The 26,018-nt window shown below is 72.1% G+C and carries 31 protein-coding genes; 14 read left to right on the top strand and 17 right to left on the bottom strand.

The window, feature by feature from the left end:
• The first annotated feature begins 38 nt into the window (after positions 1 to 38).
• From HOO61_RS09290 to chrA, 3 genes are read left to right on the top strand one after another with little or no spacing between them, the layout of a single operon-like run.
• Positions 39 to 554, top strand: a complete 516-nt coding sequence (locus tag HOO61_RS09290) for a Chromate resistance protein ChrB (protein WP_253942238.1) — start codon at positions 39 to 41, stop codon at positions 552 to 554.
• Positions 551 to 985, top strand: a complete 435-nt coding sequence (locus HOO61_RS09285) for a chromate resistance protein ChrB domain-containing protein (protein WP_172258439.1) — start codon at positions 551 to 553, stop codon at positions 983 to 985. The genes HOO61_RS09290 and HOO61_RS09285 overlap by 4 nt, the downstream gene beginning before the upstream one ends.
• A complete protein-coding gene (chrA, locus tag HOO61_RS09280; protein ID WP_367650098.1) occupies positions 982 to 2,427 on the top strand; it encodes a chromate efflux transporter in 1,446 nt (481 codons plus the stop codon). The genes HOO61_RS09285 and chrA overlap by 4 nt, the downstream gene beginning before the upstream one ends.
• A 364-nt stretch (positions 2,428 to 2,791) precedes the next feature.
• Here chrA and HOO61_RS09275 read toward each other — a convergent pair whose 3' ends face one another.
• The gene (locus tag HOO61_RS09275; protein ID WP_172258438.1) at positions 2,792 to 3,964 is read right to left on the bottom strand and encodes an acyl-CoA dehydrogenase family protein; all 1,173 of its coding nucleotides are present in this window, start codon (positions 3,962 to 3,964) and stop codon (positions 2,792 to 2,794) included.
• 102 nt (positions 3,965 to 4,066) lie between these two features.
• Here HOO61_RS09275 and HOO61_RS09270 point away from each other — a divergent pair, with 102 nt between their 5' ends.
• On the top strand, positions 4,067 to 4,522 hold the full coding sequence (locus tag HOO61_RS09270; protein WP_172258437.1) for a CoA-binding protein: 456 nt from the start codon (positions 4,067 to 4,069) through the stop codon (positions 4,520 to 4,522).
• On the opposite strand, the gene HOO61_RS09265 is transcribed toward HOO61_RS09270, so the two are convergent.
• From HOO61_RS09265 to lhgO, 3 genes are read right to left on the bottom strand one after another with little or no spacing between them, the layout of a single operon-like run.
• The gene (locus tag HOO61_RS09265) at positions 4,519 to 5,403 is read right to left on the bottom strand and encodes a phosphotransferase (RefSeq protein ID WP_172258436.1); all 885 of its coding nucleotides are present in this window, start codon (positions 5,401 to 5,403) and stop codon (positions 4,519 to 4,521) included. The genes HOO61_RS09270 and HOO61_RS09265 overlap by 4 nt on opposite strands.
• On the bottom strand, positions 5,400 to 6,401 hold the full coding sequence (locus HOO61_RS09260) for a Gfo/Idh/MocA family protein (protein ID WP_172258435.1): 1,002 nt from the start codon (positions 6,399 to 6,401) through the stop codon (positions 5,400 to 5,402). Before HOO61_RS09260 ends, HOO61_RS09265 begins: the two co-directional genes overlap by 4 nt.
• Positions 6,398 to 7,597, bottom strand: coding sequence for an L-2-hydroxyglutarate oxidase (gene lhgO, locus HOO61_RS09255; protein WP_172258434.1), 1,200 nt, complete (start codon positions 7,595 to 7,597; stop codon positions 6,398 to 6,400). Before lhgO ends, HOO61_RS09260 begins: the two co-directional genes overlap by 4 nt.
• A gap of 67 nt (positions 7,598 to 7,664) precedes the next feature.
• Here lhgO and arfB point away from each other — a divergent pair, with 67 nt between their 5' ends.
• Positions 7,665 to 8,099 (top strand): alternative ribosome rescue aminoacyl-tRNA hydrolase ArfB, encoded by a 435-nt coding sequence (arfB, locus tag HOO61_RS09250; protein ID WP_172258433.1) that lies wholly within the window; start codon positions 7,665 to 7,667, stop codon positions 8,097 to 8,099.
• Here arfB and purE read toward each other — a convergent pair.
• The 6 genes from purE to HOO61_RS09220 form a co-directional block, all read right to left on the bottom strand.
• Positions 8,096 to 8,626, bottom strand: coding sequence for a 5-(carboxyamino)imidazole ribonucleotide mutase (gene purE / locus HOO61_RS09245; RefSeq protein WP_172258432.1), 531 nt, complete (start codon positions 8,624 to 8,626; stop codon positions 8,096 to 8,098). The two genes, arfB and purE, sit on opposite strands and share 4 nt — an antisense overlap.
• Before the next feature lie 11 nt (positions 8,627 to 8,637).
• The gene (locus HOO61_RS09240; protein ID WP_172258431.1) at positions 8,638 to 9,807 is read right to left on the bottom strand and encodes a 5-(carboxyamino)imidazole ribonucleotide synthase; all 1,170 of its coding nucleotides are present in this window, start codon (positions 9,805 to 9,807) and stop codon (positions 8,638 to 8,640) included.
• A 53-nt stretch (positions 9,808 to 9,860) separates the two neighbouring features.
• Positions 9,861 to 10,178, bottom strand: a complete 318-nt coding sequence (locus HOO61_RS09235) for a winged helix-turn-helix domain-containing protein (RefSeq protein ID WP_172258430.1) — start codon at positions 10,176 to 10,178, stop codon at positions 9,861 to 9,863.
• Positions 10,179 to 10,261: 83 nt separating this feature from the next.
• Complete coding sequence (locus tag HOO61_RS09230; RefSeq protein ID WP_172258429.1) at positions 10,262 to 11,278, bottom strand: adenylate/guanylate cyclase domain-containing protein; 1,017 nt, start codon at positions 11,276 to 11,278, stop codon at positions 10,262 to 10,264.
• Positions 11,268 to 11,771 carry a PH domain-containing protein gene (locus tag HOO61_RS24830; protein WP_172258428.1) on the bottom strand — a complete coding sequence of 168 codons (504 nt, stop codon included), beginning with the start codon at positions 11,769 to 11,771 and terminating at the stop codon, positions 11,268 to 11,270. Before HOO61_RS24830 ends, HOO61_RS09230 begins: the two co-directional genes overlap by 11 nt.
• Positions 11,772 to 11,803: 32 nt before the next feature.
• Positions 11,804 to 12,601, bottom strand: a complete 798-nt coding sequence (locus HOO61_RS09220; RefSeq protein ID WP_172258427.1) for a biotin--[acetyl-CoA-carboxylase] ligase — start codon at positions 12,599 to 12,601, stop codon at positions 11,804 to 11,806.
• A 19-nt stretch (positions 12,602 to 12,620) separates the two neighbouring features.
• On the opposite strand from HOO61_RS09220, the gene HOO61_RS09215 reads away from it, so the two are divergent.
• The 6 genes from HOO61_RS09215 to HOO61_RS09190 all read left to right on the top strand — a co-directional run bounded on the left by HOO61_RS09215 (position 12,621) and on the right by HOO61_RS09190 (position 17,998).
• On the top strand, positions 12,621 to 14,246 hold the full coding sequence (locus tag HOO61_RS09215; RefSeq protein ID WP_172258426.1) for an acyl-CoA carboxylase subunit beta: 1,626 nt from the start codon (positions 12,621 to 12,623) through the stop codon (positions 14,244 to 14,246).
• Positions 14,246 to 14,473 (top strand): acyl-CoA carboxylase subunit epsilon, encoded by a 228-nt coding sequence (locus HOO61_RS09210; protein WP_216658761.1) that lies wholly within the window; start codon positions 14,246 to 14,248, stop codon positions 14,471 to 14,473. Before HOO61_RS09215 ends, HOO61_RS09210 begins: the two co-directional genes overlap by 1 nt.
• A gap of 74 nt (positions 14,474 to 14,547) precedes the next feature.
• Positions 14,548 to 16,251, top strand: a complete 1,704-nt coding sequence (locus HOO61_RS09205; RefSeq protein ID WP_172258425.1) for a DUF885 domain-containing protein — start codon at positions 14,548 to 14,550, stop codon at positions 16,249 to 16,251.
• Positions 16,248 to 16,880, top strand: a complete 633-nt coding sequence (locus HOO61_RS09200) for a Maf family nucleotide pyrophosphatase (protein WP_172258424.1) — start codon at positions 16,248 to 16,250, stop codon at positions 16,878 to 16,880. Before HOO61_RS09205 ends, HOO61_RS09200 begins: the two co-directional genes overlap by 4 nt.
• 18 nt (positions 16,881 to 16,898) lie before the next feature.
• Positions 16,899 to 17,540, top strand: a complete 642-nt coding sequence (locus tag HOO61_RS09195) for a CDP-alcohol phosphatidyltransferase family protein (protein WP_367650097.1) — start codon at positions 16,899 to 16,901, stop codon at positions 17,538 to 17,540.
• The gene (locus tag HOO61_RS09190; protein WP_172258423.1) at positions 17,540 to 17,998 is read left to right on the top strand and encodes a VTT domain-containing protein; all 459 of its coding nucleotides are present in this window, start codon (positions 17,540 to 17,542) and stop codon (positions 17,996 to 17,998) included. Before HOO61_RS09195 ends, HOO61_RS09190 begins: the two co-directional genes overlap by 1 nt.
• A gap of 30 nt (positions 17,999 to 18,028) precedes the next feature.
• Here HOO61_RS09190 and HOO61_RS09185 read toward each other — a convergent pair whose 3' ends face one another.
• The 4 genes from HOO61_RS09185 to HOO61_RS09170 all read right to left on the bottom strand — a co-directional run bounded on the left by HOO61_RS09185 (position 18,029) and on the right by HOO61_RS09170 (position 22,247).
• Entirely contained in the window at positions 18,029 to 19,246 is a 1,218-nt protein-coding gene (locus tag HOO61_RS09185) for an ABC transporter permease (protein WP_172258422.1), read from the bottom strand.
• On the bottom strand, positions 19,243 to 20,124 hold the full coding sequence (locus tag HOO61_RS09180; RefSeq protein ID WP_172258421.1) for an ABC transporter ATP-binding protein: 882 nt from the start codon (positions 20,122 to 20,124) through the stop codon (positions 19,243 to 19,245). Before HOO61_RS09180 ends, HOO61_RS09185 begins: the two co-directional genes overlap by 4 nt.
• Before the next feature lie 81 nt (positions 20,125 to 20,205).
• Entirely contained in the window at positions 20,206 to 20,901 is a 696-nt protein-coding gene (locus HOO61_RS09175) for a response regulator (RefSeq protein WP_367650096.1), read from the bottom strand.
• Entirely contained in the window at positions 20,898 to 22,247 is a 1,350-nt protein-coding gene (locus HOO61_RS09170) for a sensor histidine kinase (protein ID WP_172258420.1), read from the bottom strand. The genes HOO61_RS09175 and HOO61_RS09170 overlap by 4 nt, the downstream gene beginning before the upstream one ends.
• 75 nt (positions 22,248 to 22,322) lie before the next feature.
• Here HOO61_RS09170 and HOO61_RS09165 point away from each other — a divergent pair, with 75 nt between their 5' ends.
• On the top strand, positions 22,323 to 22,658 hold the full coding sequence (locus HOO61_RS09165; protein WP_172258419.1) for a YnfA family protein: 336 nt from the start codon (positions 22,323 to 22,325) through the stop codon (positions 22,656 to 22,658).
• Positions 22,659 to 22,663: 5 nt separating this feature from the next.
• Here HOO61_RS09165 and HOO61_RS09160 read toward each other — a convergent pair whose 3' ends face one another.
• The 3 genes from HOO61_RS09160 to HOO61_RS09150 are packed head-to-tail and all read right to left on the bottom strand — an operon-like array spanning position 22,664 to position 24,435.
• Positions 22,664 to 22,987, bottom strand: a complete 324-nt coding sequence (locus tag HOO61_RS09160; RefSeq protein WP_172258418.1) for a type II toxin-antitoxin system PemK/MazF family toxin — start codon at positions 22,985 to 22,987, stop codon at positions 22,664 to 22,666.
• Entirely contained in the window at positions 22,984 to 23,208 is a 225-nt protein-coding gene (locus HOO61_RS09155) for a hypothetical protein (protein ID WP_172258417.1), read from the bottom strand. The genes HOO61_RS09160 and HOO61_RS09155 overlap by 4 nt, the downstream gene beginning before the upstream one ends.
• A 27-nt stretch (positions 23,209 to 23,235) precedes the next feature.
• Positions 23,236 to 24,435: an acyl-CoA dehydrogenase family protein gene (locus HOO61_RS09150; protein WP_172258416.1), complete on the bottom strand. Its 1,200-nt coding sequence runs from the start codon at positions 24,433 to 24,435 to the stop codon at positions 23,236 to 23,238.
• A gap of 210 nt (positions 24,436 to 24,645) precedes the next feature.
• Here HOO61_RS09150 and HOO61_RS09145 point away from each other — a divergent pair, with 210 nt between their 5' ends.
• Positions 24,646 to 24,855 (top strand): hypothetical protein, encoded by a 210-nt coding sequence (locus tag HOO61_RS09145; RefSeq protein WP_172258415.1) that lies wholly within the window; start codon positions 24,646 to 24,648, stop codon positions 24,853 to 24,855.
• Positions 24,856 to 24,966: 111 nt separating this feature from the next.
• Positions 24,967 to 25,995 (top strand): iron ABC transporter substrate-binding protein, encoded by a 1,029-nt coding sequence (locus HOO61_RS09140; RefSeq protein ID WP_172258414.1) that lies wholly within the window; start codon positions 24,967 to 24,969, stop codon positions 25,993 to 25,995.
• The last annotated feature ends 23 nt before the right edge of the window (positions 25,996 to 26,018 follow it).

Below are 26,018 nucleotides of genomic sequence, written 5' to 3'. Positions count from 1 at the left end.
TGGTTACATCACCTACATCCCGGTCCCGCGCGGAGCGCGTGTCCTGGGTCGTACTCATCCACCGGGTGCCGCGCGAACCATCCACGCCCCGCATCTCGATCTGGCGCAAGCTCCGTGCGCTGGGGGTGGCACAGTTGAGTGACGGCACGGTGGCGTTGCCGGAGGACGCCCGGACCCGGGAGCAGCTCGAGTGGGTGGCCGACCAGGTCGTGCAAGCCGGCGGCACCGCGCTGCTGCTGCGTGCTCAACCGCTGGCCGGGCGGGACGAGCGCGCACTCGCGGCCGGCATGGCGGAAGCGCGTGCTCAGGAGTACCGCGAGCTGGCGGCCGCAGTCGCCACCGCCGCGGCAGCCGACTCGACGCCGGCGGAGGGCGCCCGCACGGTGCGGCGCCTACGCAAGGAACTGCGTGCCATCCAGCGGCGCGACTTCTTCCCGCCACCGGAGCGGGACGCGGCTGCCGCGGCCGTCGCCGACCTTGCCGCGAAGCTCACCCAGCCCGAAGCCGTGGCCCCGCGGCGGGCGGCTGCCGACAGGACGAGGAGCCGGGCATGAGGTGGGCGACCCGTGCGGGCATCCACATCGACCGCGCGTCCTCGGCGTGGCTGCTGCGCCGGTTCGTCGACCCCGACGCCGAATTCGTCTTCGTCGACGACCCCGACGACGTGCCTGCCGACGCGACCCCGTTCGACATGCGTGGCGTGGAGTACGGACACCATGGCGCCGACTGCACCTTCGAGACCATCCTGCGCCGCCACGACCTCGACGACCCGGTCTTGTGGCGGATCGCCGCCATCGTCCATGAAGCCGACCTCGAGGACGACCGCTACGACGCCCCCGAGGCACCCGGCCTCGACGCCGTCCTGCGCGGGCTGTCGATGACCCAGGACGACGAGACCGTCATGGCGCTGACCGGACCGCTCTTCGACGGCCTCTACGACTACTACCGACGCAGCCTCCTCCTCGGAACGGAGACCCCGACGTGAGCACCCAGCACGAGAACACCCGCCCGGCGACCACCCGCCCGGAGACCGCTCATCCGGTCGCCACAGCCGGCGGCGCGGAGGAGCCGCGACGGCACTCCCACGACGTCATCCCGCTGCGCGAGGCGACCAAGGCGTGGTTCGCCATCTCGCTGCAGACCTTCGGCGGCCCCGCCGGTCAGATCGCGGTCATGCAGCGCATGCTAGTCGAGGAGAAGCGCTGGATCGGGCAGCATCGGTTCCTCTTCGCGCTCTCCTACTGCACCCTGCTGCCCGGCCCGGAGGCACAGCAGCTCGCCACCTACGTCGGCTGGCTCCTGAACGGAGTGAAGGGCGCCCTGGTTGCTGGGATCCTGTTCATCCTCCCCGGCGTCGCCGCCCTGCTCGTGCTCTCCGGCATCTACGCCGCCTACGGCGACACCACCCTCGTCGAAGCGCTGTTCCTCGGCCTCGCCCCGGCTGTCATCGCCATCGTCATCCAAGCCGTCATCCGCGTCGGGAAGAAGGGCCTCGGCCACCCGGCACTCATTGCCCTCGCCGTCGCCTCGTTCGTCGGGCTGACGTTCTTCGGCGTCCCGTTCCCCGCCGTCGTGGGCCTGAGCGCGCTGGCCGGCTGGCTTCTCGGCCGCCGCATCCCCAACCTCACGAAGCCGGCCAAGGCAGCCACGGACGACGGCCCCGCGCCGCTCATCAGCGACGACGCCCTGCACACCGAGCTGCCGTCAGGGCGCCGTGCCGCTGCGATCCTGGTCGGCGGCCTGGTGCTGTGGTTCGCGCCGGTGCTGCTCGCCGGCCTGTACTTCGGCCGGTCCAGCATCTTCGTCGACCAAGGCCTGTTCTTCTCCGGCGCGGCCGTCGTCACCTTCGGCGGCGCGTACGCCGTCCTCGCCTACGTCGCCCAGCAGGCCGTCAACGTGTACGGGTGGCTGCTGCCCGGCGAGATGGTCCGAGGACTCGCCTTGGCCGAGACGACGCCAGGGCCGTTGATCATGGTGGTCCAGTTCGTGGCGTTCGTCGGCGCCTACCGCTCACCGGGCGACCTCGACCCGTGGGTCGCCGCAGTCCTCGCAGCGTTCCTGGTGACCTGGGTGACGTTCGTGCCGTGCTTCCTGTTCATTCTCCTCGGCGCCCCTTACGTCGAACGACTCCGCGGCAACCACGCCCTCGCCACCGCACTGGCCGGCATCACCGCCGCCGTCGTCGGCGTCATCGCCAGCCTTGCCGTCTTCTTTGCCCTTCACACCCTTTTCCACGACACCGGAAGCGTCACCGCCGGCCCGTTCGACTTCGAGTACCCGCACCTGGCGTCGCTCGACTGGGCGTCGCTCGCCATCACCGCCCTCGGGTGCGCGCTGATCTTCTGGCGCGGCTGGTCGGTGCTTCGCACCCTCGGCGCGTGCGCGCTCACTGGCATCGCCATCGGCGTCGGCGCGACCCTCACATGAGCGCGCACCGTCACCCCCAGCCTGACGACGTGCTCGAGCAATGGGGATGGGGCTCGCACGAGCTTGCCATCGTCGCCGTCTGGCTCGAGATCTGTGCCCTGCTGGTCATCTGGCTGTCCTAGCTGCGCTTCACGTTGAGACCTCGAACGTGCAGACGCGGGCAGACGCCCTCGCCATACCGCGGGCGCCGCGCCGCCCAGGTGCTCCTGTGCTGACGACCTCCGCTGGTGTCACACAGCCGGCACACAAGTGGTGCAGTTCGGTTCCTCGGAGTGCCGATTCTTGCCGCCGGACCACTGCACGGCGTCACACCGACGGCACAATGGCCCCAACTTCGGAGACTGGACCGCGGAGAAACCACAGGTCAGAGCTCTGACTGAACCCCTGCAAGGAGCTGACGTGCCATCACGATGCGCTGGACCTGGTTGGTGCCCTCGTAGATCTGGGTGATCTTGGCGTCGCGCATCATCCGCTCGACCGGGTAGTCGCGCGTGAAGCCGTAGCCGCCGAGGACCTGGACGGCGTTGACCGTCACCTCCATCGCGACGTCGGAGGCGAAGCACTTGGCCGCCGCACCGAAGAACGTGAGGTCGTCGTCGCCGCGCTCGGAGCGACCGGCGGCGGCGTAGGTCATCTGGCGGGCCGCCTCGACCTTCATGCCCATGTCGGCAAGCATGAACTGCAGCCCTTGGAAGTCGGCGATCGACTTCCCGAACTGCTGGCGCTCCTTCGCGTAGTCGAGGGCGTAGTCGAGTGCCCCCTGGGCCACGCCGACGGCCTGCGCGGCGATGGTGACGCGGGTGTGGTCGAGGGTCTTCATGGCAGTGGTGAAGCCGGTGCCCTCCTCGCCGATCATCCGGGCGGCGGGGATGCGGACCTTGTCGAGGTAGACCTCGCGGGTCGGCGAGCCCTTGATGCCGAGCTTCTTCTCGGGCGCTCCGAAGGAGACGCCCTCGTCGGACTTCTCGACGACGAAGGCGGAGATGCCGCCGCGGGTCTTCTTCTCCGGGTCGGTGACGGCCATGACGGTGTAGAACTCGGACTCGCCGGCGTTGGTGATCCAGCGCTTGACGCCGTCGAGCACCCACTCGTCGCCGTCGCGCACCGCGCGGGTCTTCATGCCGCCCGCGTCGGAGCCGGCGTCGGGCTCGGACAGGCAGTAGGAGAAGCCGCCCTCGCCCGCCGCGAGCTTCGTCAGGTAGGTCTGCTTGAGCTCCTCGGAGCCGGCGATCTGCACCGGCAGCGAGCCGAGCTTGTTGACCGCGGGGATCAGCGAGGACGACACGCACGCGCGGGCGACCTCCTCGATGACCAGCACCGTGGCGAGCGCGTCGGCGCCGGCGCCGCCGTACTCCTCGGGCACGTGCGGGGCGTGGAAGTCGGAGGCGAGCAGCGCCTCGGCGGCCTCGTGCGGGTAGCGGGCCTCCTCGTCGACGGCTGCGGCGTGGGGCGCGATCTTCGCGTCGGCGACCGCGCGGACGGCCTCGCGGATGGCCTGGTGCTCCTCGGAGAGGGCGTAGAGGGGGAACTCGCTCATGACCCGAGATTCTAGGACGTCCATGCTTTCCGCAGGAGGTGTCCAGCGTGTGGCGATGGCCACCCCGGCGTCAGCGCTGGGGCGGCTGTCTACGGTGGAGGCATGACCACCTCGGAGACCCACCCGGTGAGCCGCGACTGGCAGGACCCGGCGACGATCGACCGCATGCTCGACGAGGCGCAGACCTGGGCCGTCGTCGGCCTCTCGGGCGACCCCGGCCGTACGGCGTACTCCATCGCGTCGCTGCTGCAGGAGCGCGGCAAGCGGATCGTCCCCGTCCACCCGGTCTTCGCCGATCCCGGCGCGCCCGCCGTGCTCGGCGAGCAGGGCTACGCCACCCTCGCCGACGTGCCCGTGCCGATCGACGTCGTCGACGTCTTCCGCCGGTCCGACGCTGCCGGCGAGTTCGCCGACCAGGCGGTCGCAGTCGGCGCGGGCGGGGTGTGGTTCCAGCTCGGGGTCATCGACCAGGAGGCCTTCGACCGCACGACCGCGGCCGGCGTGCCGATGGTGATGGACACGTGCCCCGCGATCGAGTGGAGCAGGCGCCGCCGCTAGCGGCGAGGCTGCCCCGTGCCGAGCGCGGTGAAACGGCGCCGCGCGTCGTCGAGGCCCTGCTGGTTGTCGGCCCGTTCGACGCCGCCGGTGAGGTCGTCGGCGGCGAGCCGTCCGGCGAAGTAGACGCCCTGCACGGCCTCACGGAGCCGGCGGAACGCGTCGAGGTGCCGCATCTCCTCCGCGGCGAGCGGGCCGCGCGCCCGATAGGTGTCCACGAACGCGGCCGCGTGCTCACGGCCGCCGAGGTACATCACGGCCGACGCGACGTCGTACAGCACCGGCCCGCGCCGGGCACCGGCCCAGTCGATCAGGCCGGTCACGCCAGTCGCGTCGTCGTGCACGAACGCCTCGGGTGCGGGATCGGTGTGCAGCACCGACCAGGTGAGCTCGAGCGGGTCGGTCTCGGCGCGGACCGCCTCGACGGCGGCCTCCAGCCAGGGGTGGTCGGCGACACCGGGTGCGTCGGCGGCGAGCCAGTCCGTCGCGAAGGTCGAGGTGGCCGGGCCCGGGGCCGGCCCACCGGCGCCGTGGACCCTCGCCAGGACGTGGGCCATCCACGCCTGCTCCTCGTCGGACTCCCCCTCGAGCTCGCGGCCCGGCACGTGCTCGAGGAGTGCGAGCGCTGCCCCGGGCAGGACCAGGTGTCCGTCGCGGGTCGGCACCGGGCGGCCCGTCACGACCCCCGCCCCGGCGAGCGTCGAGGCGACCCCGCTGCCCGCCACGAGTGCGTCGACACCTCCCGGCGGGACGTGCTTGGCGACGTAGGTCGCTCCCTCGTGCTCGACGAGCCAGGTCTCGGAGTTCATGCCGCCGCCGAGCGGTCGCACCCGAGCCGCCCGCAGGCCCCAGTGGTCGGCCAGCAGCTCGCCCGGGTCCCTCACGCGCCGAGCTCGACCGTCGCCTCGGCCATGGTGATGCCGAGCTGGCCGAGGGCCTCCTCGAGCACCCACATCACGTCGAGGGTGTCCTGCAGCGGCATGACGGGGCTCTCGGTGCGCCCCGCGGCCAGGCAGCGCTGCACCTCCTCGGCCTGGTGCACGTAGCCACGCCCGGTGGGCAGCCGCTCGACCTCCGCGGGCTCCGCCCCGTTGCGTCGTACGACGAGCGTGCTGGGGTGGTAGAACGGCGGGACGACCTCCACGGAGCCCTCGGTGCCCACGACGATCGCCCGGCCGGGCGTCTGGCTGGCCAGCGTGCAGGTGAGCGACGCGGCGCGCCCGTCGTCGTACGACAGCTGGATCGCGGCCGACCGGTCCGCGCCGTTGGGGTACGTCGTCCCCGTCGTGGTCACCCGGTCGGGGCGGCCCAGGAGGTGCTGGGCCAGCGACACCGGGTAGACGCCGAGGTCGAGGATGGAGCCGCCACCGAGCGCGAGGTCGAAGAGCCGGCTGGCCGGGTCGAAGTCACGCTGCGCCCCGAAATCGGCCTGTACCAGCAGCACCTCGCCGATGTCGCCGGCGGCGACGAGGTCGCGGAGGTGGGCGACGACCGGCTGGAAGCGGGTCCACATCGCCTCCATGCAGAACACCCCGGCTGCACGGGCGGCGGCGACCACCTCCTCCGCCCCGGCCAAGGTGGCGGTGAACGCCTTCTCGACCAGCAGCGGCGTCCCGGCCTCGATCGCGGCGAGCGCCAGGTCGTGGTGCTGCGGGTGCGGGGTCGCGAGGTAGACCACGTCGACGTCGCCGCGGCGGCCGGCGTCGACGAGGTCGCGGTAGGTGCCCGACGCGGGCGCACCGAAGCGCTCGGCGAAGGCGGCGGCCGAGGACGATGCGCGGCTGCCGACGAAGGCGATCTCGGCGTCGTCGGTCAGCACGAGGTCGGAGGCGAAGGCGGCGGCCATGCCGCCGGTCGCGGCGATTCCCCAGCGTGTGGTCATGCGAGGACCCTAGACACCACGTGCTCGGCGATGGCCAGGCTGGAGGTCGCACCGGGCGAGGGGGCGTTGCGCACGCAGGTGACGCCGTCCGCCCGGGTGATGCGGAAGTCGTCGACGAGGCTGCCGTCGCGGTCGACCGCCTGGGCGCGCACGCCGCTGCCGGCGCGGGTCACGTCGGCGACGCCGATGTCGGGGACGTAGCGCGAGGCCGAGCGCATGAAGGCCCGCTTGGACGCCGAGCCGACGACCTCGTCGACGCCGGTGCGCCAGTGCTCGCGGGCCAGCCGCCAGAAGCCGGGCCAGGCCAGCACGTCGCGCAGGTCGGACGCGGAGACGTCCCGGCGCCGGTAGCCCTCGCGCCGGGTCGCCAACACGGCGTTGGGCCCGACCTCGAGGGAGCCGTCGACCCGTCTGGTGAAGTGCACGCCGAGGAAGGGGTAGCGCGGGTCGGGGACCGGGTAGACCATGCCGCGCACCAGGTCCTGCTTCGCAGCGTCGACGCCGAGGTACTCCCCCCGGAACGGCAGGATCGCGGGGCTGCGCTCACCGTCGACGAGCGCGGAGACACGGTCGGCCTGCAGCCCCGCCGCGACCACCACGTGGTCGAAGCGCAGCGGCGCCGGGTCCCCGTCGACCTGCACCAGCACCGCGTCGCCCTGGCGCCGGATGCCGACGACGCGCGCCCCCAGCCTCACGCCGCCGCCCGCCGCGAACACCTCGTCGGCGAGTGCCTCGGTGATCGCCGGGTAGTCGGTGATCGCGGTCTCCGGGGAGTGGAGCGCGGCCAGGCCGCGCGCGTGGGGCTCGACGTCGGCGATCTCCTCGGCCGGCAGCCGGCGCAGGCCCGGGACGCCGTTGGCGCGGGCGGTCTGCTCGAGGGCGTCGAAGCGGCCCATCTCGTCGGCGTCCACCGCGACGACGAGCTTGCCGCAGGCGTCGTACGCGATCGCATGCTCCGCGCAGAAGTCGCGGAGCAGGTTGCGCCCCCGGGCGCAGAGCTCGGCCTTGAGGCTTCCCGGCTTGTAGTAGATGCCAGCGTGCACGACGCCGGAGTTGTGGCCGGTCTGGTGCGCGGCGAGCCGGTCCTCCTTCTCCAGCACCACCACCTCGGTGCCGGGACGCCGGCGGACGACCTCGCGCGCGATCGCCACGCCGAGGATGCCGCCACCCACGACGCCGACCCTCTGCTCCCCCACGGGCCAGACGCTCGCGCCTCGTGCGGTCGCCGTCAAGCCACATTGCCGTTCATCCCACAATGGGGGGATGCGCGACCTCCACGTCCCTCCCGGCCCGGGCCTGCCCGAGGGCCTTGTCGTGCCTGCCGCCGAGCTGGTCGAGCGCTTCTCGAAGTCGCCCGGTCCCGGGGGCCAGTCGGTCAACACGACCGACTCACGGGTGGAGCTCGAGCTCGACGTCGCGTCCTCGACCGCCCTCACCGACACCCAGCGGGCCCGTGCCCTGCGGCGCTGGCCGTCCGGTCGGGTCACCGTCGCGGCGTCCGAGCACCGCTCGCAGCACCGCAACCGGGTCGCGGCGCGCGAACGCCTCAGCGACCTGCTGCGCCGGGCGCTGGCCCCGCCGCCGCCCGTCCGCCGCCCGACGCGGCCGAGCCGGGGCGCGAAGGAGCGGCGCCTCAAGGCCAAGAAGGAGCGCGGCTCGACCAAGGCCCTCCGCGGGCGGGTGCGCGACCGGGACTAGAAGCCGACGCGGCGGGTCGCACCGGACGCCGCCTGGCGTACGACGTCACCCTTGGCGTGGGCGGTCTCGGCGAGCTCCGCCTGGTAGTCGACGAGGCGCTGCTGCAGGTCGGCGTCGCTGGTCGCGAGGATGCGCGCGGCGAGGATGCCGGCGTTCTTGGCGTTGCCGATGGCGACGGTGGCGACCGGGATGCCGCCGGGCATCTGCACGATCGAGAGCAGTGAGTCCATGCCGTCGAGGTACTTCAGCGGCACCGGCACCCCGATGACCGGCAGGGGCGTCACCGAGGCGAGCATCCCGGGCAGGTGGGCCGCTCCCCCGGCGCCGGCGATGACCACCGACAGCCCGCGGGTGTGGGCCTGCCGGCCCCACTCGATCATCTCGGTGGGCATCCGGTGTGCGGAGACGACGTCGGCCTCCCACGCGACGCCGAGCTCGGTGAGGATCTCGCCGGCGGCCTGCATGACCGGCCAGTCGGAGTCCGACCCCATCACGATGCCGACCCGTGCCTGCTGCTGCTCGCCCATGGGGGTCTCCTTCACTCGCTCTCGTTGCCCAGGTCGCCGCGGAACCAGGCCGCGGCGTGCCGCGCCCGCTCGAGGCAGTCGTCGAGGTCGTCGCCGTAGGCGTTGACGTGGCCGACCTTGCGCCCGGGGCGCAGGTCCTTGCCGTAGAGGTGCACCCGCAGGTGCGGGTCACGGGCCATCGCGTGCGGCAGGCCGTCGTATAGGTGCCCGCTGTCGGTGGGTCCGCCGAGGATGTTGACCATCACGGTCCAGCGCTCACGTGGGGCCGGCGAGCCCAGCGGGAGGTCCATGACGGCGCGGAGGTGATTCTCGAACTGGGACGTCACGGCGCCGTCCTGGGTCCAGTGGCCGGTGTTGTGCGGACGCATCGCCAGCTCGTTGACCAGGATCCGGCCGTCGGTCGTCTCGAAGAGCTCGACGGCGAGGATGCCCGTGACGTCGAGCGCACCGGCGACCCGCAGGGCGATCTCCTGCGCCTGACCGGCGAGAGCGGGCGCGAGGTCGGGCGCGGGGGCGATGACCTCGTGGCAGATGCCGTCGAGCTGGGTGGAGGTGACGACGGGGTACGCCGCGGCCTGGCCGCTGGGGGCCCGGGCGACGAGGGCCGAGAGCTCGCGCCGGAAGTCGATCAGCTCCTCGGCCAGCACCTGCACGCCGGCGGCCGCTGCGGTGTCGAAGGCGACCTGCGCCTCCTCCGGCGCACGCACGACCCACACGCCCTTGCCGTCGTAGCCACCACGGGTGGTCTTCAGCACGCACGGCAGGCCGAAGGCCTCCACGTCGGCGGTGGAGGTCACGACGGCGTTGCGCGGGCACGGGACGTCGAGCTCGGCGAGGCGGCGACGCATCACGGCCTTGTCCTGGGCGTGGACGAGCGCCTCGGGCCCGGGACGTACGGCGACCCCGTCGTCGGCGAGCGCGTGCAGGTGGGCGGTCGGGACGTGCTCGTGGTCGAAGGTGACCACGGCCGCGCCGTCGGTGATCTTCCGCAGCGTCGGCAGGTCGGTGTAGTCACCGACCAGGTGGTCGGGGATGACCTGGGCGGCCGAGACGCCCTCGGCCTCGGCGAGCAGGCGCAGCGGCAGGCCGAGCGCGATGGCGGGCTGGGCCATCATCCGGGCCAGCTGGCCACCCCCGATGACGGCGAGCGTGGGGGCGCGGTGCGAGCCGGTCGAGGACACGACCGGAGCCTATGCGACCCGGTGCGCGGGCCCTGCCGCGGTCTCGCTGCTCCTCAGCCGACGACCGTGTCGGCGGTCGGCTCGAAGCGCAGCCCGCGACCACGGTGGGTCGTGATCAGCGTGGGCCTGCGGGGGTCGTCGCCGAGCTTGCGGCGCAGCCAGCCCAGGTGCACGTCGATGGTCTTGGAGTTGGTGTAGAACGACGTCTGCCACACGTCCGCCATGAGCTCGCCGCGGGTGACGATGTCGCCCGGGCGCGCCATCAGGGCGTGCAGGAGCTGGAACTCCTTGCGGGAGAGCCTGATCTCACGGTCGCCACGCCACACCTGTCGCGAGGTGGGGTCGAGTCGTACGTCCTGCACAGCCAGCACGCGGTGAAACGTAGGGACCGCCCGGCCCCGAGGTGGTCCTTATGGGTGAATTGTGGACGACTGGTCTGGTCCACCTCGGCCGGTCAGCGGCGGCGTACGGCCACCGGCTCCACGAGCCCGAAGCCACGCACCGGGCGCGCCGGCAGGCGGCGGTCCTCCCACTCCTCGTCGGGGAGCAGGTCGGCGGTGTTCTGGTCCACGATGAGCCGGTTGCGACGCGCGACCTGGGTCAGCCGCGCGGCCATGTTGACGGGCGGTCCGAAGATGTCGCCGAGGCGCTGGACCACGGGACCGCTGGCCAGGCCGAGCCGGACGTCGGGCATCTTCGGGTCGCGGCCGATGACGTTGATGATCCCCTCGGCCACCCCGACCGCCTCCTCGGCGGTGTTGGTCACGAAGAGGACGGAGTCGCCGAGGCTCTTGATGATGCGGCCGCCGTAGCGGGCCACCACGTCCTGGCACCGGCTCTCGAAGACCTCCACCAGGTCGCCGATCTCGTCGCGGTCGAGCGTGTTGGACAAAGCCGTGAAGGAGACCAGGTCGGCGAACCCGACGGTCACGTCGATGGTGTGGAGGTCCTCGTCCTTCGCGCCCATCGCCTCGATCCGGCCGACAGCGGCGGCGAGGTGGCGTCGCCAGGCGTAGACCAGGAGCCGCTCGAACGGCGGGTTGATCTCGTCGATGAGCCGCATCGCGGACCCGATGCGCGAGCCGGTGGCCTCGTCGCCGGCCTCCATCTCCTCCACCCGGCTGACGAGCGTGGAGACCTCCCAGTCGGCGAGCCGGGCCATGGTCTGGCCGACGCCGCGGGTGAGGTTGACGGCCGTGTCGAAGTCCACGGCCCCGGAGTCGACGAAGCCCATGAGGGTCGAGACGGCCTCGATGTCGGCGGCCGTGTAGGCCTTCTCGCCGCTGAACTCGGGGAAGCCGAGCGCGCGCCACAGCCGCCGGGTCTGCTCGATCGTCACGCCGCTCCGGGCGGCGACCTCGACGGCGTTGAAGGCCGGGTCGCTGCGCAGGATGGCGTGGTCGAGCTGCTCCCCCGGCGCCCCCTGGGGTCCGGTGTCCGGGAGGCCGCGGCGCTTGCGGTCAGGCGCCATCGTCGCGGCGGTCGCCACTCGAGAGGTGGTGGAGCTGCTCGGCGACCTGCAGCTGCACCTGCTCGACGTCGGGGATGTCGCGGAGCATGACGCTGCCGGCGGTGCTCGCGTCGGAGACGACCAGCGTGCCGCAGCCGAAGATGCGGTCGATCACGCCGATCTCGAAGTCCACGCCGCTGATGCGGTTGAGCGGGATCGTGCGGCCCTCCTTGGACACGAAGCCGGACCTCTTGATGAAGCGGCGGTTGGTGAAGGTGTAGGTCGTGGTCAGCCAGCGCAGCAGCGGGCCGACCAGGAACCACCCGAGCGCCACCAGGAGCAGCGCCCAGACGGCCAGGCTGGGGAACGAGCCGTCGACCAGCCCGTCGAGGAAGACGGACGCCGCCAGCGCCGCCAGCACGACCAGCCCGGGGAGCACCAGCGCCTTGGGATGCGTCCGGGTGGAGACGACGACGTGCTCACCGGGGTTGAGGAGCTTGCTCGGGAACGCCACGCAGCGATCATGTCATCCGGGGTGCGTGCCTGCTAGGCAGGACGCACGTGCACGACGTCGCCCGCGGCCACCGTGAACGCCCCGTCGTCGGTGCCGACCACGAGTGCCCCGGACGCGTCGATGTCGAGCGCCTCACCGCGTCGTACGTCGCCTCCCGGCAGGTGGACGTCGACGGTCCGGCCCAGCGTCACGCACACGTCGGCGTAGGCCCGGCGCAGCGACTCCACGTCGTCGAGCACGCCCTGCAGGCCGTGCAGCGAGCCGAGCACCTGGCTCAGGAGGCCCGTGCGCTCCACCGGCTCCCCCGTCTCGAGCGAGACCGACGTCGCGAGCGCGACCGGGAGCTCGTCGAGGGTCTGGTCGACGTTGATGCCGACGCCGACCACCGCCACGGGGCCCGCACTGGTCTCGACCCGCTCGACGAGAATGCCGCAGACCTTGCGCCCGGTGCCGGACCCGTCGTCGACGAGGACGTCGTTGGGCCACTTGAGCGCGACGTCGGGCAGCCGGTCGGCCAGCGCGGCCTGGACGGCGTACCCGGTCAGCAGCGGCAGCCACGACCACGACGCGGGCGGTACGTCGGGGCGCAGCAGCACCGAGAACGTCAGCGACGAGCGCGCCGGAGTCTCCCACGACCGGTCGAGGCGACCACGCCCGGCCGTCTGGTGCTCGGTGACCAGCACGAGCCCCGGCTCCTCCCCGGCGCGGGCGCGTTCCGCGACCGCCGCGTTGGTCGAGGGAGTCGACTCGACGACCTCCACGCGCCAGCCCGCGGGCGCCGTGAGCCGGTCGAGGTCGAGGGGTGGGCGAGGTGCCGGGCTGGACGTCATGGGGTCTAGATTGCCCCACATGAGCGCACAGCCGGGTGAGGGCACCGACGTCCCGTCGGAGTCGGAGATCGACGTCCACACGACCGCGGGCAAGCTCGCCGACCTCGAGCGGCGCCTCGACGAGGCCGTGCATGCCGGGTCGGAGAAGGCCATCGAGAAGCAGCACGCCAAGGGCCGCCGGACCGCCCGCGAGCGCATCGAGATGCTCTTCGACGAGGGCACCTTCGTCGAGCTCGACGAGCTGGCGCGGCACCGTTCGACCGCGTTCGGGCTGCAGAAGAACCGCCCCTACGGCGACGGCGTGGTCACCGGCTACGGCGAGGTCAACGGCCGCATGGTGTGCGTGTTCAGCCAGGACTTCACCGTCTTCGGCGGCTCGCTGGGTGAGGTCTACGGCGAGAAGATCACCAAGGTCATGGACCTCGCCATGAAGACCGGCTGCCCGATCATCGGCATCAACGAGGGCGCCGGCGCCCGCATCCAGGAGGGCGTGGTCTCCCTCGGCCTCTACGGCGAGATCTTCCGCCGCAACGTGCACGCCTCCGGCGTCATCCCGCAGATCAGCCTGATCATGGGCAACTGCGCCGGCGGGCACGTCTACTCCCCCGCCGTCACCGACTTCACCGTCATGGTCGACCAGACCTCCGCGATGTTCATCACCGGTCCCGACGTCATCAAGACCGTCACCGGCGAGGACGTCACGATGGAGGACCTCGGCGGCGCGCGGACGCACAACACCAAGTCGGGCAACGCCCACTACATGGCCTCCGACGAGGAGGACGCCATCGAGTACGTCAAGTCGATGCTGTCCTTCCTCCCGCAGAACAACCTCGACCCCGCGCCGACCTACGACGAGCAGCCCGACATGGAGATCACCGGCACCGACCGGGCGCTCGACCGGATCATCCCCGACGGCGCGAACCAGCCCTACGACATGCACGACGTGATCACCGCCGTGCTCGACGACGAGGACTTCCTCGAGGTCCAGGAGCTCTTCGCCCCCAACATCCTCATCGGCTTCGGCCGCGTCGAGGGCCAGTCCGTCGGCGTCGTGGCCAACCAGCCGATGCAGTTCGCCGGCACCCTCGACATCGACGCCAGCGAGAAGGCGGCACGCTTCGTGCGCTTCTGCGACGCGTTCAACATCCCCGTGCTGACCTTCGTCGACGTCCCCGGCTTCCTGCCCGGCACCGACCAGGAGTGGGACGGCATCATCCGCCGCGGCGCCAAGCTCATCTACGCCTACGCCGAGGCCACCGTCCCGCTGATCACCGTGATCACCCGCAAGGCCTACGGCGGCGCCTACGACGTGATGGGCTCCAAGCACCTCGGCGCCGACATCAACGTCGCCTGGCCCACCGCCCAGATCGCCGTGATGGGCGCCCAGGGCGCCGCCAACATCCTGCACCGCAAGACGCTGAAGAAGATCGCCGAGGAGGGCGGGGACGTCGAGGCCCGCCGGGCCGAGCTCATCGACGAGTACGAGACCACCCTCGCCAACCCCTACATCGCCGCCGAGCGCGGCTACATCGACGCCGTCATCTCGCCGCACGAGACCCGCGTCGAGGTCATCCGCGCCCTGCGGCTGCTGCGCACCAAGCGGGAGACCCTCCCGCCCAAGAAGCACGGGAACATCCCCCTCTGATGACCGGCGAGTCGTCCGAGTCGCGGGTCCCGCTGCTGCGGGTCATCAACGCCGACGCCACCCACGAGGAGGTCGCGGCCCTGGTGGCCGTGTTCTCCGCGCTGGGGTCGGGCGGCGGCGAGCCGCCGCAGAGGCCCCGGCCGACCTGGAACCACCCCGCGCGCGGCGTACGACGTACGCACCGCAGCGGACCCGGCGCCTGGCGGGCCAGCGGCCTGCCGCTCTGAGTGCGGCCGGCGTCTCCCCGCTCGCTGAGCAACGGTCCGCTCCACTGTCGGGTCCCGGGGCTAGGGTCGCCCGCGTGACCGAACCCCTCCAGCACGAGCGCCGGATCGACGCCCTCTGCGACGCCTACGTCGAGGACTACTGCGCCCTCGACCCGCTGACCGCCACGTCGATCGGCGTCGCCGGGCACGAGCACGAGCTCACCGACTTCTCCCCCGCCGGCTTCGACGCCCGCCTGGAGCTGGCCCGGAGGGCCGTGGCCGCCGTCGAGGCTGCGACGCCGGTCGACGACCGCGAGGCCGCGGCGAAGGACGCGTTCCTCGAGCGGACCCGCCTCGAGATCGAGCTGGAGGAGGCGGGAGTCAACCGCGCGCGGATGTCGGTGCTGTGGAGCCCGCTGCACGAGGTCCGGGGAGTGTTCGACCTGATGCCGACCGAGGGCGAGGAGGCCGTCGCGGCCATCGCGTCCCGGCTCGCCGGCGTACCGGCCGCCCTCGAGGGCCTGCGCGTGACGCTCTCCGACGAGGCTCGCAAGGGCAACGTCGTCGCCTCACGGCAGTACGCCGAGGTGGCCGAGCAGGTGCGCCGCTGGACCGGGCAGACCGGCGAGGCGGGCGACTTCTACCTCGGTCTCGTCGACCGGGTGCAGGGCGGCGACCGCGACGAGCTGCGGGTCCTGGCCGGCGCCGCGAGCGCCGCCACGGCGGCGTTCGGGCTATTCCTCACCGACGAGCTCGAGCCGCAGGGCACGGAGCGCGAGGGGGTCGGGCGCGAGGTCTACGCGCTGGCAAGCCGCTACTTCCTCGGCGCAGAGGTCGACCTCGACGAGACCTACGCCTGGGGCTGGACCGAGCTGCAGCGGCTCTCCGACCTCATGGCCGCCACCGCCGAGCGGATCCTCCCCGGTGCCGGCGTCGACGCTGCGGTGGCCCACCTCGACGCCGACCCGGACCGCATCGTCCACGGCCGGGAGGCGTTCCGCGACTGGATGCAGGAGCTGGCCGACCGCACGATCGTCGCGATGGCCGACGTGCACTTCGACATCCCCGAGCCGGTCCGGCGCATCGAGTGCATGCTCGCCCCCACCAACGACGGCGGCATCTACTACACCGGCCCGTCCGAGGACTTCGAGCGGCCGGGCCGCATGTGGTGGTCGGTGCCCGACGGCATCGACGACTTCCACCCCTGGCGCGAGGTCACCACGGTCTTCCACGAGGGAGTCCCCGGCCACCACCTCCAGGTCGCCCAGACGGCCTACCGCAGCGACACCCTCAACCGCTGGCAGCGGCTGATGTGCTGGTGCAGCGGGCACGGGGAGGGCTGGGCGCTCTACGCCGAGCGGCTGATGGAGGAGCTCGGGTTCCTCGACGACCCGGCCGACCTCCTCGGCATGCTCGACGGCCAGTCGTTGCGGGCCGCGCGGGTGATCGTCGACATCGGGATGCACCTCGAGCTGACCATCCCCGAGGACAACCGGCTCGGCCCGGACGGCACCGCCTTCCACCCCGGCGAGACGTGGACCCCCGAGCTGGGGCTGGAGTTCATGCGCCTGCACTGCCGGATGGACGACGAGGTCATCCAGTTCGAGGTCAAGCGCTACCTCGGCCTGCCCGGCCAGGCGCCCTCCTACAAGGTCGGCGAGCGGATCTGGCTGGAGGCCCGCGCGGCCGTGCAGGCGCGGCAGGGTGACCACTTCGACCTCAAGACCTTCCACCGCGAGGCCCTCGACCTGGGCTCGCTCGGGCTCGACCCGCTCCGCACGGCGCTGGGGCGCCTGTGACGACCGCCCGCGTCCCGCTGGTCCTGGCCTCCGCCTCCCCCGCCCGGCTGGCCACGCTGCGCTCGGCGGGCATCGAGCCGGTCGTGATCGTCAGCGGGGTCGACGAGGACCAGGTGGACGGGCTGCCGCCGGCCGAGCTGGCGCTCCAGCTCGCCGAGCTCAAGTGCGCCGCCGTCGCCGCGCGCGACGACGTACCTCCCGACGCGCTCGTCCTGGGCTGCGACTCGGTGCTCGAGCTGCAGCCGGCGTCCGGCTCGGGCGGGCACGGTGAGGCGCTCGGGAAGCCGCGCGACGCCGACGAGGCGCGGGAGCGATGGCGGTCGATGCGCGGGCGCACCGCGGTCCTGCACAGCGGCCACAGCCTGCACGAGGTCGCCACGGGACGGGTGGCCGCGGCGACCGGTTCGACCCTCGTGCACTTCGCCGACGTGGGTGACGAGGAGATCGACGCCTACGTCGCGACGGGCGAGCCCCTGCACGTCGCCGGCGCGTTCACCATCGACGGCTTCGGCGGCGCCTTCGTGCGCGGCATCGAGGGTGATCACCACAACGTGGTCGGCGTGAGCCTGCCGCTGCTGCGCGAGCTGGTCCTCGAGCTCGGCCACGCGTGGACCGACCTGTGGACGTGACCCGCTAGCATCCCGGGCGTGGGGAGTGGGGTGCACGGGGGCACGGCGGGAGGGCCGGAGGCCGGTCCCGGCGATCGCTACGGCATCCGCGAGGAGCGGCTGCTGACGGGTGCGACGGTGATCACCGCTGTCCGCACCGTCGCGTCCGTGGTGCTCGCCGCGATGGCCGCGCACCAGCAGAGCCTGACCCTCCTGGTCGTCTCTCTCGGCGTCTACTGGGTGGGCGACATGCTCGACGGCTTCTACGCCCGGGTGCGCGACTGCGAGACCCGCATCGGCGCCGTGCTCGACATCATGTGCGACCGGTTCAACGCCGCCGCGTTCTACATCGGGCTCGCGTGGCTGCAGCCCGACCTGTCGCCGGCGATCTTCGTCTACCTCGCCGAGTTCATGGTCGTCGACTGCTTCCTGTCGATCGCGTTCCTCGCCTGGCCGATCCGCAGCCCCAACTACTTCTTCGTCGTCGACCGCACCATCTGGCTGTGGAACTGGTCCAAGCCGGCCAAGGCGGTCAACAGCGCGCTCTTCGCCGTGCTGCTGCTCGTCACCGGCTGGATGTGGGTCGGGCTGGTGATCGCCTCGGCGCTCCTGGTCCTCAAGTGCGTGTCGCTGCGCCGCCTCGCGCAGATCGGCCTGCCCGTCCCGGGAGCCACGGGCTGATGCTGTTCTGGAGCGTCATGGGCGCCTCGATCGCTTCCGCCCTCGTGCCGCTCATCAACATCGAGGCCATCCTGGTGGTCTCGGTCAGCCAGGCGCCCGGCCAGCTGTGGGGCCTGCTCGTGGCCGCCACGATCGGGCAGATGCTCGGCAAGATCCTCTGGTACTGGGGCGGCATGCACGTCGACCGCGCGCCCTGGGTCCACCGCCAGCTCGAGAAGCCCAAGGTGCGGGCCTCGTTGGACAAGTGGCACGAGCGCGCGGAGGGCCGGCCGTGGTTCACAGCCGGCCTGCTGTTCATCTCCGCCAGCACCGGCATCCCGCCGTACGCCGTGACCGCGGTGCTCGCCGGCACGCTGCGGGTGCCGTTCTGGATCTTCATGGTCACCGGCCTGCTGGGGCGCGGCCTCCGGTTCTGGGCGGTCGTGACGGGGACCTCGTCGCTGGTGCACCTCTTCTGAGGTCCCCGCCACCCGGTCAGCCCGGTGCGGTCACTCGGCCGCGGCCCACGCCTGTCGGAGGCTGACCCGCCCGCCCGTCTGCAGCAGCGCCCGGCGGTAGAGGCGCTCGCCGACCCAGACCGTGACCGCCGCGAACGCGGCCAGCAGGCCCAGCGCGAGCAGCGGCTCCCACCACTCCACGCCACCGGCGAGGATGCGCTTGGGCATGACGACGGCGGAGACGGGCGGGATGAAGGACGCGACCACCTGCCCGCGGCCGTCGAGCGAGAGCCCACCGAAGAACATCACGAGCATCAGCATCGTCAGCGGCGTCGAGGTCGCCTGGAGGTCCTCGGTGCGCGAGGCGAGCGACCCGGCGACCGCCCACAGGCAGGCCAGCGCCACGAAGCCGGCGAGGAAGAAGCCGATGAACCACGCGGTCGGGCCGGACAGCGCCGGGACGTAGGACGAGAAGGACGTGAACGACAGCCCGACCAGACCGACCGCGAGGTAGACCAGCAGCTGGATCATCGCCAGGGCGGTGTTGCCGAGCACCTTGCCGGCGAGCAGGTGCCGCAGCGGGATCGCGGCCGCGATGATCTCGACGATCCGGCTCTGCTTCTCCTCGATCACCGACGAGGCCAGCTGCATGCCGAAGACGAGGGCGGCGAAGTAGAAGAGGAAGACGAACACGAAGCCGACCGCCTCGGCCACGCCGGCCTTCTCGGCGTCGCCGCGCAGGAAGTCGGTGCTTACGGTGCTGCCCGCCTGCAGGGCCTCCACCGTGGTGCCGACCTCGGCGGCGTTGTCGGACAGCACCTGCTGGTTCACGACCGCCCTCACGACGTCGGTGAGGGAGCCCTGCTCGCTCGACTCCGAGGTGAGCTGCCAGCCGTCGCCGCCCGGGTGCAGCCAGGCATCGACCTCGTCGTCGAGGAGTGCGGCCTCGGCTGCGTCACGGTCGTCGACCTCGACGACCGTGACCTCGACGTCCTCGTCGACCTGCGGCGCGCCGTCCGCGACCGCCGTGGCCATCGCGACCGAGTCAGGCGTGGCAGCCAGGGTGACCCGGTCGGTGCGCTCCTCCTGCCACGCGTTGAAGCCGATGAACCCGGCGATCAGCACGACCATGAACGCCGTGCCGAAGAGGAACGACTTGTCGGTGATCCGCGAGACGACCTCCCGGCGGGTGACGAGCAGCCAGGCGGGCTCGGTGCTCCTGTCGGGGCTGTTCTCGGTGCTCTTGTCGGTGCTCTTCTCCGTGCTCATGCGGTGGCCTCCCGGTAGATCTCGCTGAGGGCCGGGCGGACCCGGACGAACTCGTGGACGTCGCCGCGGCTGGTGGCCTCGGCGACGAGGTGCTGCTCGGCACCGTCCCGGCGGACCTCCACGAGGGCGGTCGGGCCGTCCAGGTCGAGGACCTCGAGCCCGCCCAGGTCGCGGACCCAACCGGCGTCGCCGCCGAGGACGAGGCGGAAGCGCGGCACCCCCGCGTCGCGCAGCTCCGCAACCGTCCCGGCGGCGACCCGGCGTCCCTGGGACAGCACGACCAGTCGGTCGCACAGGCGCTCGACGAGGTCGAGCTGGTGGCTGGAGAAGAGGACCGGCACGCCGTCACGGGTGTACTCGCGGAGCAGGTCGACCATCGAGTCGACCGCCCTCGGGTCCAGCCCCGAGAAGGGCTCGTCGAGCATGAGCGCGGCCGGCCGGGGCAGCACCGAGGCGATGATCTGCACCCGCTGCTGGTTGCCCAGCGACAGCTTCTCCAGGTGGTCCTTGGTCCGCTCCCCCAGCCCGAACCGCTCCAGCAGCTCGGTCACCTGGGTGCGGGCGGCGACCCGCTCCATACCCTTGAGCTGGGCGATGTAGACGAGCTGGTCGAGGATCGGCTGCTTCGGGTAGAGGCCGCGCTCCTCGGGCATGTAGCCGATCCGGCGGCGGTCCAGCCGCGTGATCGGCCGGCCCTGCCACAGCACCTCCCCCTCGTCGATGCCGAGCACGCCCATCACCATCCGCATGGTCGTGGTCTTGCCTGCGCCGTTGCCGCCGACGAAGCCGGTCATCAACCCGGCCGGCACGTCGAACGACACGTGGTCCACGGCGACGTTGTCCCCGAACCGCCTGGTCAGCTCCCTGATCTCCAACATGGCCATGACGCTAGTGACCGGAGTGGTCGGTGTGATCCGCCGCGCGACGGAACCTCGCAGCGGAGCCCGTGTCGGACGCGCTCACTCCTCCGTCGGGAGGATGAGGCCGGCCTCGTAGGCGTAGATGACCGCCTGCACCCGGTCGCGCAGGTGCAGCTTGGCCAGCACGTTGGACACGTGCGTCTTCACCGTCGCCTCGCCCAGCACGAGCGTGCCGGCGATCTCGCCGTTGGACAGGCCACGGCCCAGCAGCACCAGCACCTCCCGCTCGCGGGCGGTGAGCAGCGCCAGCCCGTCCGGCTCGGGTCGGTCGGCGGCTGCGCCGGCCGTGCCGTCGGGCGCCGTCGACCCTGCGGCCATCCTGCCGATGACGCGGCGGGTCACCTCCGGCGCGAGCAGTGCGTGCCCACGACCTGCGGCGCGTACGGCGTCGAGGAGCTGCTCCGGCCCGGCGTTCTTCAGCAGGAAGCCGCTCGCCCCCGCCTGCAGGGCGTCGAAGAGGTAGTCGTCGCGGTCGAAGGTCGTCACGATGACGACGTGCCCGAGGTCGTCGGCGACGAGGTGGCGGGTGGCCTCGATGCCGTCCATCCGCGGCATCTGGACGTCCATCAGCACCACGTCGGGGCGGGTCGCCCGGGCGCGCTCGATCGCCTCCACCCCGTCGGCCGCCTCGCCCACGACCTCGATGTCGTCCTCGACGGACAGGACCATGGCGAAGCCCGAGCGCACCATCGCGTGGTCGTCGACGAGCAGCACCGTCAGCGGTCGCTCCGTCACGACGCCCCCAGCGGGTAGCGCACGCGGACCCGGTAGCCGCCCGTCACGCGCGGTCCGATGTCGACCTGGCCGTCGTGGGTGGCCGCGCGTTCGCGGATGCCCAGCTGGCCGAGCCCGCTGCCGGAGGTGCCGTGTCGCGGCCGGCCGTTGTCGACGACCTCGACCTCGGCGTAGGCGGCGGCCTCGTCGACCCGGACCACGACGGAGACCGTGTCGGCGGTGCTGTGGCGTCGGACGTTGGTCAGCGCCTCCTGGACCGTGCGGTAGATCGCCAACGCGATGCCGCGCGGGAGCCGGCCGGTGGCGCACGCCTGGTCCTCCACGACGTCGAGGTGGACGGCGAGCCCCTCCCGGCCCGCCTGCGCGACGAGGTCCGGCAGGTCGTCGACGCCCGCCTCCGACGTACGCGCTCCGGTCGCGGTGTCCGCGCCGTCGGCCCCGTCGGCCCGGCGGTCCGCCGGACCTTCGCGCAGGGTGCCGAGAAGGCGCCGCATCTGCGCCAACGCGTCGCGCGAGGCCTCCTCGACGTGCGAGAGAGCAGTACGCGCCGCGTCGGGGTCGCGGTCGAGGACCCGCCTCGCCGCGCCCGCCTGGATGCCCATCGCGGACACCCCGTGGGCGACGACGTCGTGCAGCTCGCGCGCGATGCGCAGGCGTTCGTCGACGACGGCCTGCTCGCGCAGGCGGCCGGCCTGCGCGGCGATCGTGCCGGCCTGCTCCTGCAGGCGGATGCGCTGCCGGGCCGCCCGCCACGACACGCCACCACCGACGATGGCGCCACCGAAGTAGAGGACGTTGACCAGCAGGGTGATCGCCACGGCGGCGGGGATGGCGCCGAAGAGCCCGATCCGCTCGCCGTCCTCGGTCTCGTCGATCATGTCCTGGGCAGCCGAGCCCACGGCGAACTGCCAGGTGATCCAGGCGAACATGAACAGCACGATCGTGCCGACCACGACCACCATCGCGCGTCGGTCCCGGGCGTAGGCGACGCCCGAGAGCAGCGCGACGAAGTAGACGATCTGCAACGACACCTGCCCCATCACCTGGGGCATCGTCACGCCGACGACGAACATGTGCAGCGCGGCGAGGCTCGCGACCGCCAGCGGCCACCGGCGCCGGCCCACGAGGAGGACGGCTCCCGTCGACACGGCGAGCCACTGCGTCCACACCGGGGCGTCGGTGCGGTCGAGACCGCCCGCGCTGCGCACGAGCTCGAGGGCCAGCAGGCTGAACGCCTCGACGCTCGCCGCCAGCACGACGTCCTGGCGCCCGACCGGCGGCCGCGGACGCTCCCACTCGTCGTCCACTCCGAACCACGTGAGTGCGCGCTGGCTCGTGGTGGGCATGGGGCGAGGTTAGATCGGGCCGCGCGTCACCGGATCCGTCGGGAGGGGGAGATCAGCCCCTGACACACTCCCGCCATGACCGTCGTCGCCTCGCTCGCCCTCTTCGCCCTGGCCGCGCTCGCGGAGATCGGCGGCGCGTGGCTGGTCTGGCAGGGCGTGCGCGAGGACCGCGGCTGGATCTGGGTGGGCGCCGGCTTCATCGCCCTCGGCCTCTACGGCCTGGTCGCCACCCTGCAGCCGGACGCCCACTTCGGGCGGATCCTGGCGGCGTACGGCGGTGTGTTCGTCGCCGGTTCGCTGGCCTGGGGGATGGTGGCCGACGGCTTCCGCCCCGACCGCTACGACGTCGGGGGCGCGCTGATCTGCCTGGTCGGCGTCGCGGTGATCATGTACGCCCCGCGCCCCGCCTGACCGGTTCAGGCGATGTAGTCGCCGATCCACCGTCGGATCGCACCGAGCGTCTGGTCATCAACGGCGCCGAGACGCCCGTCGACCCGGTCACGGGAGATCGCGCGCACCTGCTCGGTCATGGCGAATCCGGCCACGTCGGCTCCGGCCAGCGGGACGTGGTTGTCCCACCCGCGGTCGACACTGGTGACTGGCACGACGATCGCCAAGGTCGTTACGGCGTCGTGGAAGAGCTGGTTGCTCACCACCACGACCGGACGCCGTTCGGCCTGCTCACGACCCACCGTCGGGGTGGGGCGTGCCCACACCACCTCACCCGCCACCAGGCTCACGACCACGCCGTGTCGTCCTGCCAGCTCTCGGCCTCGAGGTCGTACCGCTCGTCCGGTGGGGTCTGCGCCATCTGATGGCGCAGCCGGGCGAAGCGGTCGCTACGAGCCTCGTGCTCCAGCAGTGCCTCGAGGTGCTCACCCAGCGTGCGGCCATGGGCAGACGCGCTCTGCTTGAGCCTGTCCCGCAGGTCGGCCGACACCTTGATGGTCGTGGAGGTCATACTCGGAGTATACCGAGGCGCCCGGCGTCACTCGACCGGCAGGCCGAGACCGCGCGCGATGAGCATCCGCTGGACCTCCGAGGTGCCCTCGCCGATCTCGAGGACCTTGGCGTCGCGGTAGAACCGGGTGACGGGGTACTCCTCCATGAAGCCGTAGCCGCCGAAGACCTGGGTCGCGATGCGGGTCGCGGTGACCGCCGACTCCGTGGCGTAGAGCTTCGCCACGGCGGCCGCCTGCTTGAACGACCCCATGGTGACCGAGGAGGACCCGGCGTCCATCGCGTCCTTCATCGCGGCCGCCTTGTAGGTCAGCAGGCGCGAGGCGTCGAGCATCACCTGCAGGTCGGAGACCTGGAAGGCGAGACCCTGCTTGCGTCCGATCGGCCCACCGAAGGTCTGGCGCTCACCGGCGTACTGCAGCGACATGTCGAGGCACGCCTGGATGCACCCGACCGCGAGCGCGGCGATCGCGACCCGGCCGTCGTCGAGCGTGGCGAGGAACTGCGCGTAGCCGCGACCCCGCTCACCGAGCAGGTTGGCCTCGGGGACCCGCGCGTCGGAGAAGGACAGCGGATGGGTGTCGGACGCGTGCCAGCCGAGCTTGTCGTACGCCTTCTCCGCGGTGAAGCCGGGCGTGTCCGAGGGGACGATGATCGTCGAGATCTCCGGGCGACCGCCCTCGCGCTCCCCGGTCCGGGCGGTCACGGTCACCAGTGAGGTGATGTCCGAGCCGGAGTTGGTGATGAACTGCTTCGAGCCGTTGACGACCCACTCGCCGTCGTCGAGCACCGCCTTGGTCTTCGTCGCTCCGGCGTCCGAGCCGGCGCCCGGCTCGGTGAGGCCGAAGCCGGCGATCTTCTCACCGGCCACGAGGTCGGGCAGCCACGTCTTCTTCTGCTCGTCGGTGCCGTAGGTGAGGATCGGGTTGATCCCGAGCCCGACCGCCGCCTCGAGCGTGATGCCCATCGACTGGTCGACGCGGCCGACCTCCTCGATCGCCAGGCACAGCGAGGTGAAGCCGCCGTCCTCGCCGGCCATGCCCGCGCCGCCGAACTCCTCCGGCGCCGTCAGCCCCATCAGGCCGAGCGCGCCCATCTTCTGGACCACGTCGGTCGGGAAGTGGTGGTCGCGGTCCCACTGCGCGGCGTGCGGCGCGATCTCGGCCTCGGCGAAGTCGCGGACGCTGCGGCGGAACTGCTCGTGCTCGGGGGACAGCTCGAAGGTCATGCGAATGAGACTAGCGCCACAGGTTAGCGATCGCTAACCCCGCCCGTCCCGACGTGCCGTGTGCGCGACGTGGCCGATGCCGCCCGCGACCTCGGCCTGGCGGCGGTGTGCGCAGCTGGGGGTCGCCGGCGGGGCTGCGGCGCGTCGCCAGGTGGGGTGACGGCTGGCTCGCGTCGGCGTACAACACCACGCCGGCGGGACGCCGAGCGCGTGCTCGTCGACGTCCTGGGTCCCCTCGTCCGGCGCGACCCCGCCGAGCTCCGCGAGCAGGTCTGCGTCGGCACGGCCGAGCACTGTGCGGGCCTCCTCGGGCGGTACGCCTCCGCAGGCTGCACGCGGATCCACGTCTGGCCCCTGGTCGACGAGGTGGCCCAGCTCGATCGGCTCGCCCGCGACGTGCTGCCGCGCGTGCACGACTGAGAGCCGGGCGTCCGCCTGAGGGCCGCCGGTCCGTGTGACGCACGCAATTCCTCGCCCGGGCTCGTCCGGGTCTAGAGTTAGGCCAGCCTAAGCAAAGTAAGGACACCCCCCGTGACGACTTCCCCGCGACGCACGACCACGCGCGCCGGCGTGGCCCTCGCAGCCACCCTCCTCACCGCCTCCACCCTGTCGGGGTGCGGCGTCTTCGGCTCGCCCGACCTCGTCATCTACAACGCCCAGCACGAGCAGCTGCTCGACGAGATCGTGCCGCTGTTCGAGGAGGAGTCCGGCCTCGACGTCGAGCTGCGCAGCGGCAAGGACCTCGAGATGGCCAACCAGATCGTCGAGGAGGGCGAGGACTCCCCCGCCGACGTGTTCCTCACCGAGAACTCCCCGGCCATGAGCATCGTCGACAACGCCGGCCTGTTCGCCGAGCTGCCCGAGTCGGCCACCGCGACGATCCCCGAGCAGTACGTCCCGGCCGACCGCACGTGGACCGGGTTCCTCGCCCGCTCCACCGTCGCGATGTACAACACCGACACGATGACCGAGGCCGACATGCCCGCCTCGATCCTCGACTTCGCAGACCCCGAGTGGCAGGGCCGCGTCGCCTTCTCCCCCACCGGCGCCGACTTCCAGGCGATCGTGTCGGCCGTCCTCGAGCTCGAGGGCGAGGAGGCCACGGCCGAGTGGCTCGCCGGCCTGAAGGCCAACGGCGTGATCGTGCAGAACAACCTCGTCGTGATGCAGTCGGTGGACTCCGGTGAGGTCGACGCCGGCATCGCCTACCACTACTACTGGTACCGCGACCGCCAGGAGAACGGCGAGGACTCGGACACCTCGGCCCTGCACTTCTTCGGCGACCAGGACCCGGGCGCGTTCCTCAGCATCTCCGGCGCCGGCATCCTCGACAGCAGCGAGAACAAGCCGGCCGCGGAGGAGTTCGTCACCTGGCTGACCGGCACCGAGGCGCAGCAGGCGATGGCGGAGTCGTACGCCCTCGAGTACCCGCTCAACCCGGACGCGAGCCTGGCCCCCGAGGTCAAGCCCTTCGACGAGCTCGAGCCGCCCGCGGTCGACGTGGCCAGCCTCAACGGCCCGCAGGTGACCGAGCTGATGACCGCGGCAGGCCTGCTCTGACCACGTTCGCTGCCCGCACCGGG

It is taken from the genome of Nocardioides sp. zg-1230, from assembly GCF_013155335.1.
Classification (GTDB): Bacteria; Actinomycetota; Actinomycetes; order Propionibacteriales; family Nocardioidaceae; genus Nocardioides.
Note: the sequence above shows the minus strand (reverse complement) of the source record. Positions and strands in the feature narration are given on the sequence as shown.

What these genes read in the sequence shown, in the direction of transcription:
- HOO61_RS09285 (WP_172258439.1), top strand. Translation starts at nt 551, where the DNA reads ATGAGGTGGGCGACCCGTGCGGGCATCCACATCGACCGCGCGTCCTCG.
- HOO61_RS09275 (WP_172258438.1), bottom strand. Translation starts at nt 3,964, where the DNA reads ATGAGCGAGTTCCCCCTCTACGCCCTCTCCGAGGAGCACCAGGCCATC.
- HOO61_RS09270 (WP_172258437.1), top strand. Translation starts at nt 4,067, where the DNA reads ATGACCACCTCGGAGACCCACCCGGTGAGCCGCGACTGGCAGGACCCG.
- HOO61_RS09260 (WP_172258435.1), bottom strand. Translation starts at nt 6,401, where the DNA reads ATGACCACACGCTGGGGAATCGCCGCGACCGGCGGCATGGCCGCCGCC.
- arfB (WP_172258433.1), top strand. Translation starts at nt 7,665, where the DNA reads ATGCGCGACCTCCACGTCCCTCCCGGCCCGGGCCTGCCCGAGGGCCTT.
- purE (WP_172258432.1), bottom strand. Translation starts at nt 8,626, where the DNA reads ATGGGCGAGCAGCAGCAGGCACGGGTCGGCATCGTGATGGGGTCGGAC.
- HOO61_RS09230 (WP_172258429.1), bottom strand. Translation starts at nt 11,278, where the DNA reads ATGGCGCCTGACCGCAAGCGCCGCGGCCTCCCGGACACCGGACCCCAG.
- HOO61_RS09220 (WP_172258427.1), bottom strand. Translation starts at nt 12,601, where the DNA reads ATGACGTCCAGCCCGGCACCTCGCCCACCCCTCGACCTCGACCGGCTC.
- HOO61_RS09215 (WP_172258426.1), top strand. Translation starts at nt 12,621, where the DNA reads ATGAGCGCACAGCCGGGTGAGGGCACCGACGTCCCGTCGGAGTCGGAG.
- HOO61_RS09210 (WP_216658761.1), top strand. Translation starts at nt 14,246, where the DNA reads ATGACCGGCGAGTCGTCCGAGTCGCGGGTCCCGCTGCTGCGGGTCATC.
- HOO61_RS09190 (WP_172258423.1), top strand. Translation starts at nt 17,540, where the DNA reads ATGCTGTTCTGGAGCGTCATGGGCGCCTCGATCGCTTCCGCCCTCGTG.
- HOO61_RS09185 (WP_172258422.1), bottom strand. Translation starts at nt 19,246, where the DNA reads ATGAGCACGGAGAAGAGCACCGACAAGAGCACCGAGAACAGCCCCGAC.
- HOO61_RS09180 (WP_172258421.1), bottom strand. Translation starts at nt 20,124, where the DNA reads ATGTTGGAGATCAGGGAGCTGACCAGGCGGTTCGGGGACAACGTCGCC.
- HOO61_RS09170 (WP_172258420.1), bottom strand. Translation starts at nt 22,247, where the DNA reads ATGCCCACCACGAGCCAGCGCGCACTCACGTGGTTCGGAGTGGACGAC.
- HOO61_RS09165 (WP_172258419.1), top strand. Translation starts at nt 22,323, where the DNA reads ATGACCGTCGTCGCCTCGCTCGCCCTCTTCGCCCTGGCCGCGCTCGCG.
- HOO61_RS09155 (WP_172258417.1), bottom strand. Translation starts at nt 23,208, where the DNA reads ATGACCTCCACGACCATCAAGGTGTCGGCCGACCTGCGGGACAGGCTC.
- HOO61_RS09150 (WP_172258416.1), bottom strand. Translation starts at nt 24,435, where the DNA reads ATGACCTTCGAGCTGTCCCCCGAGCACGAGCAGTTCCGCCGCAGCGTC.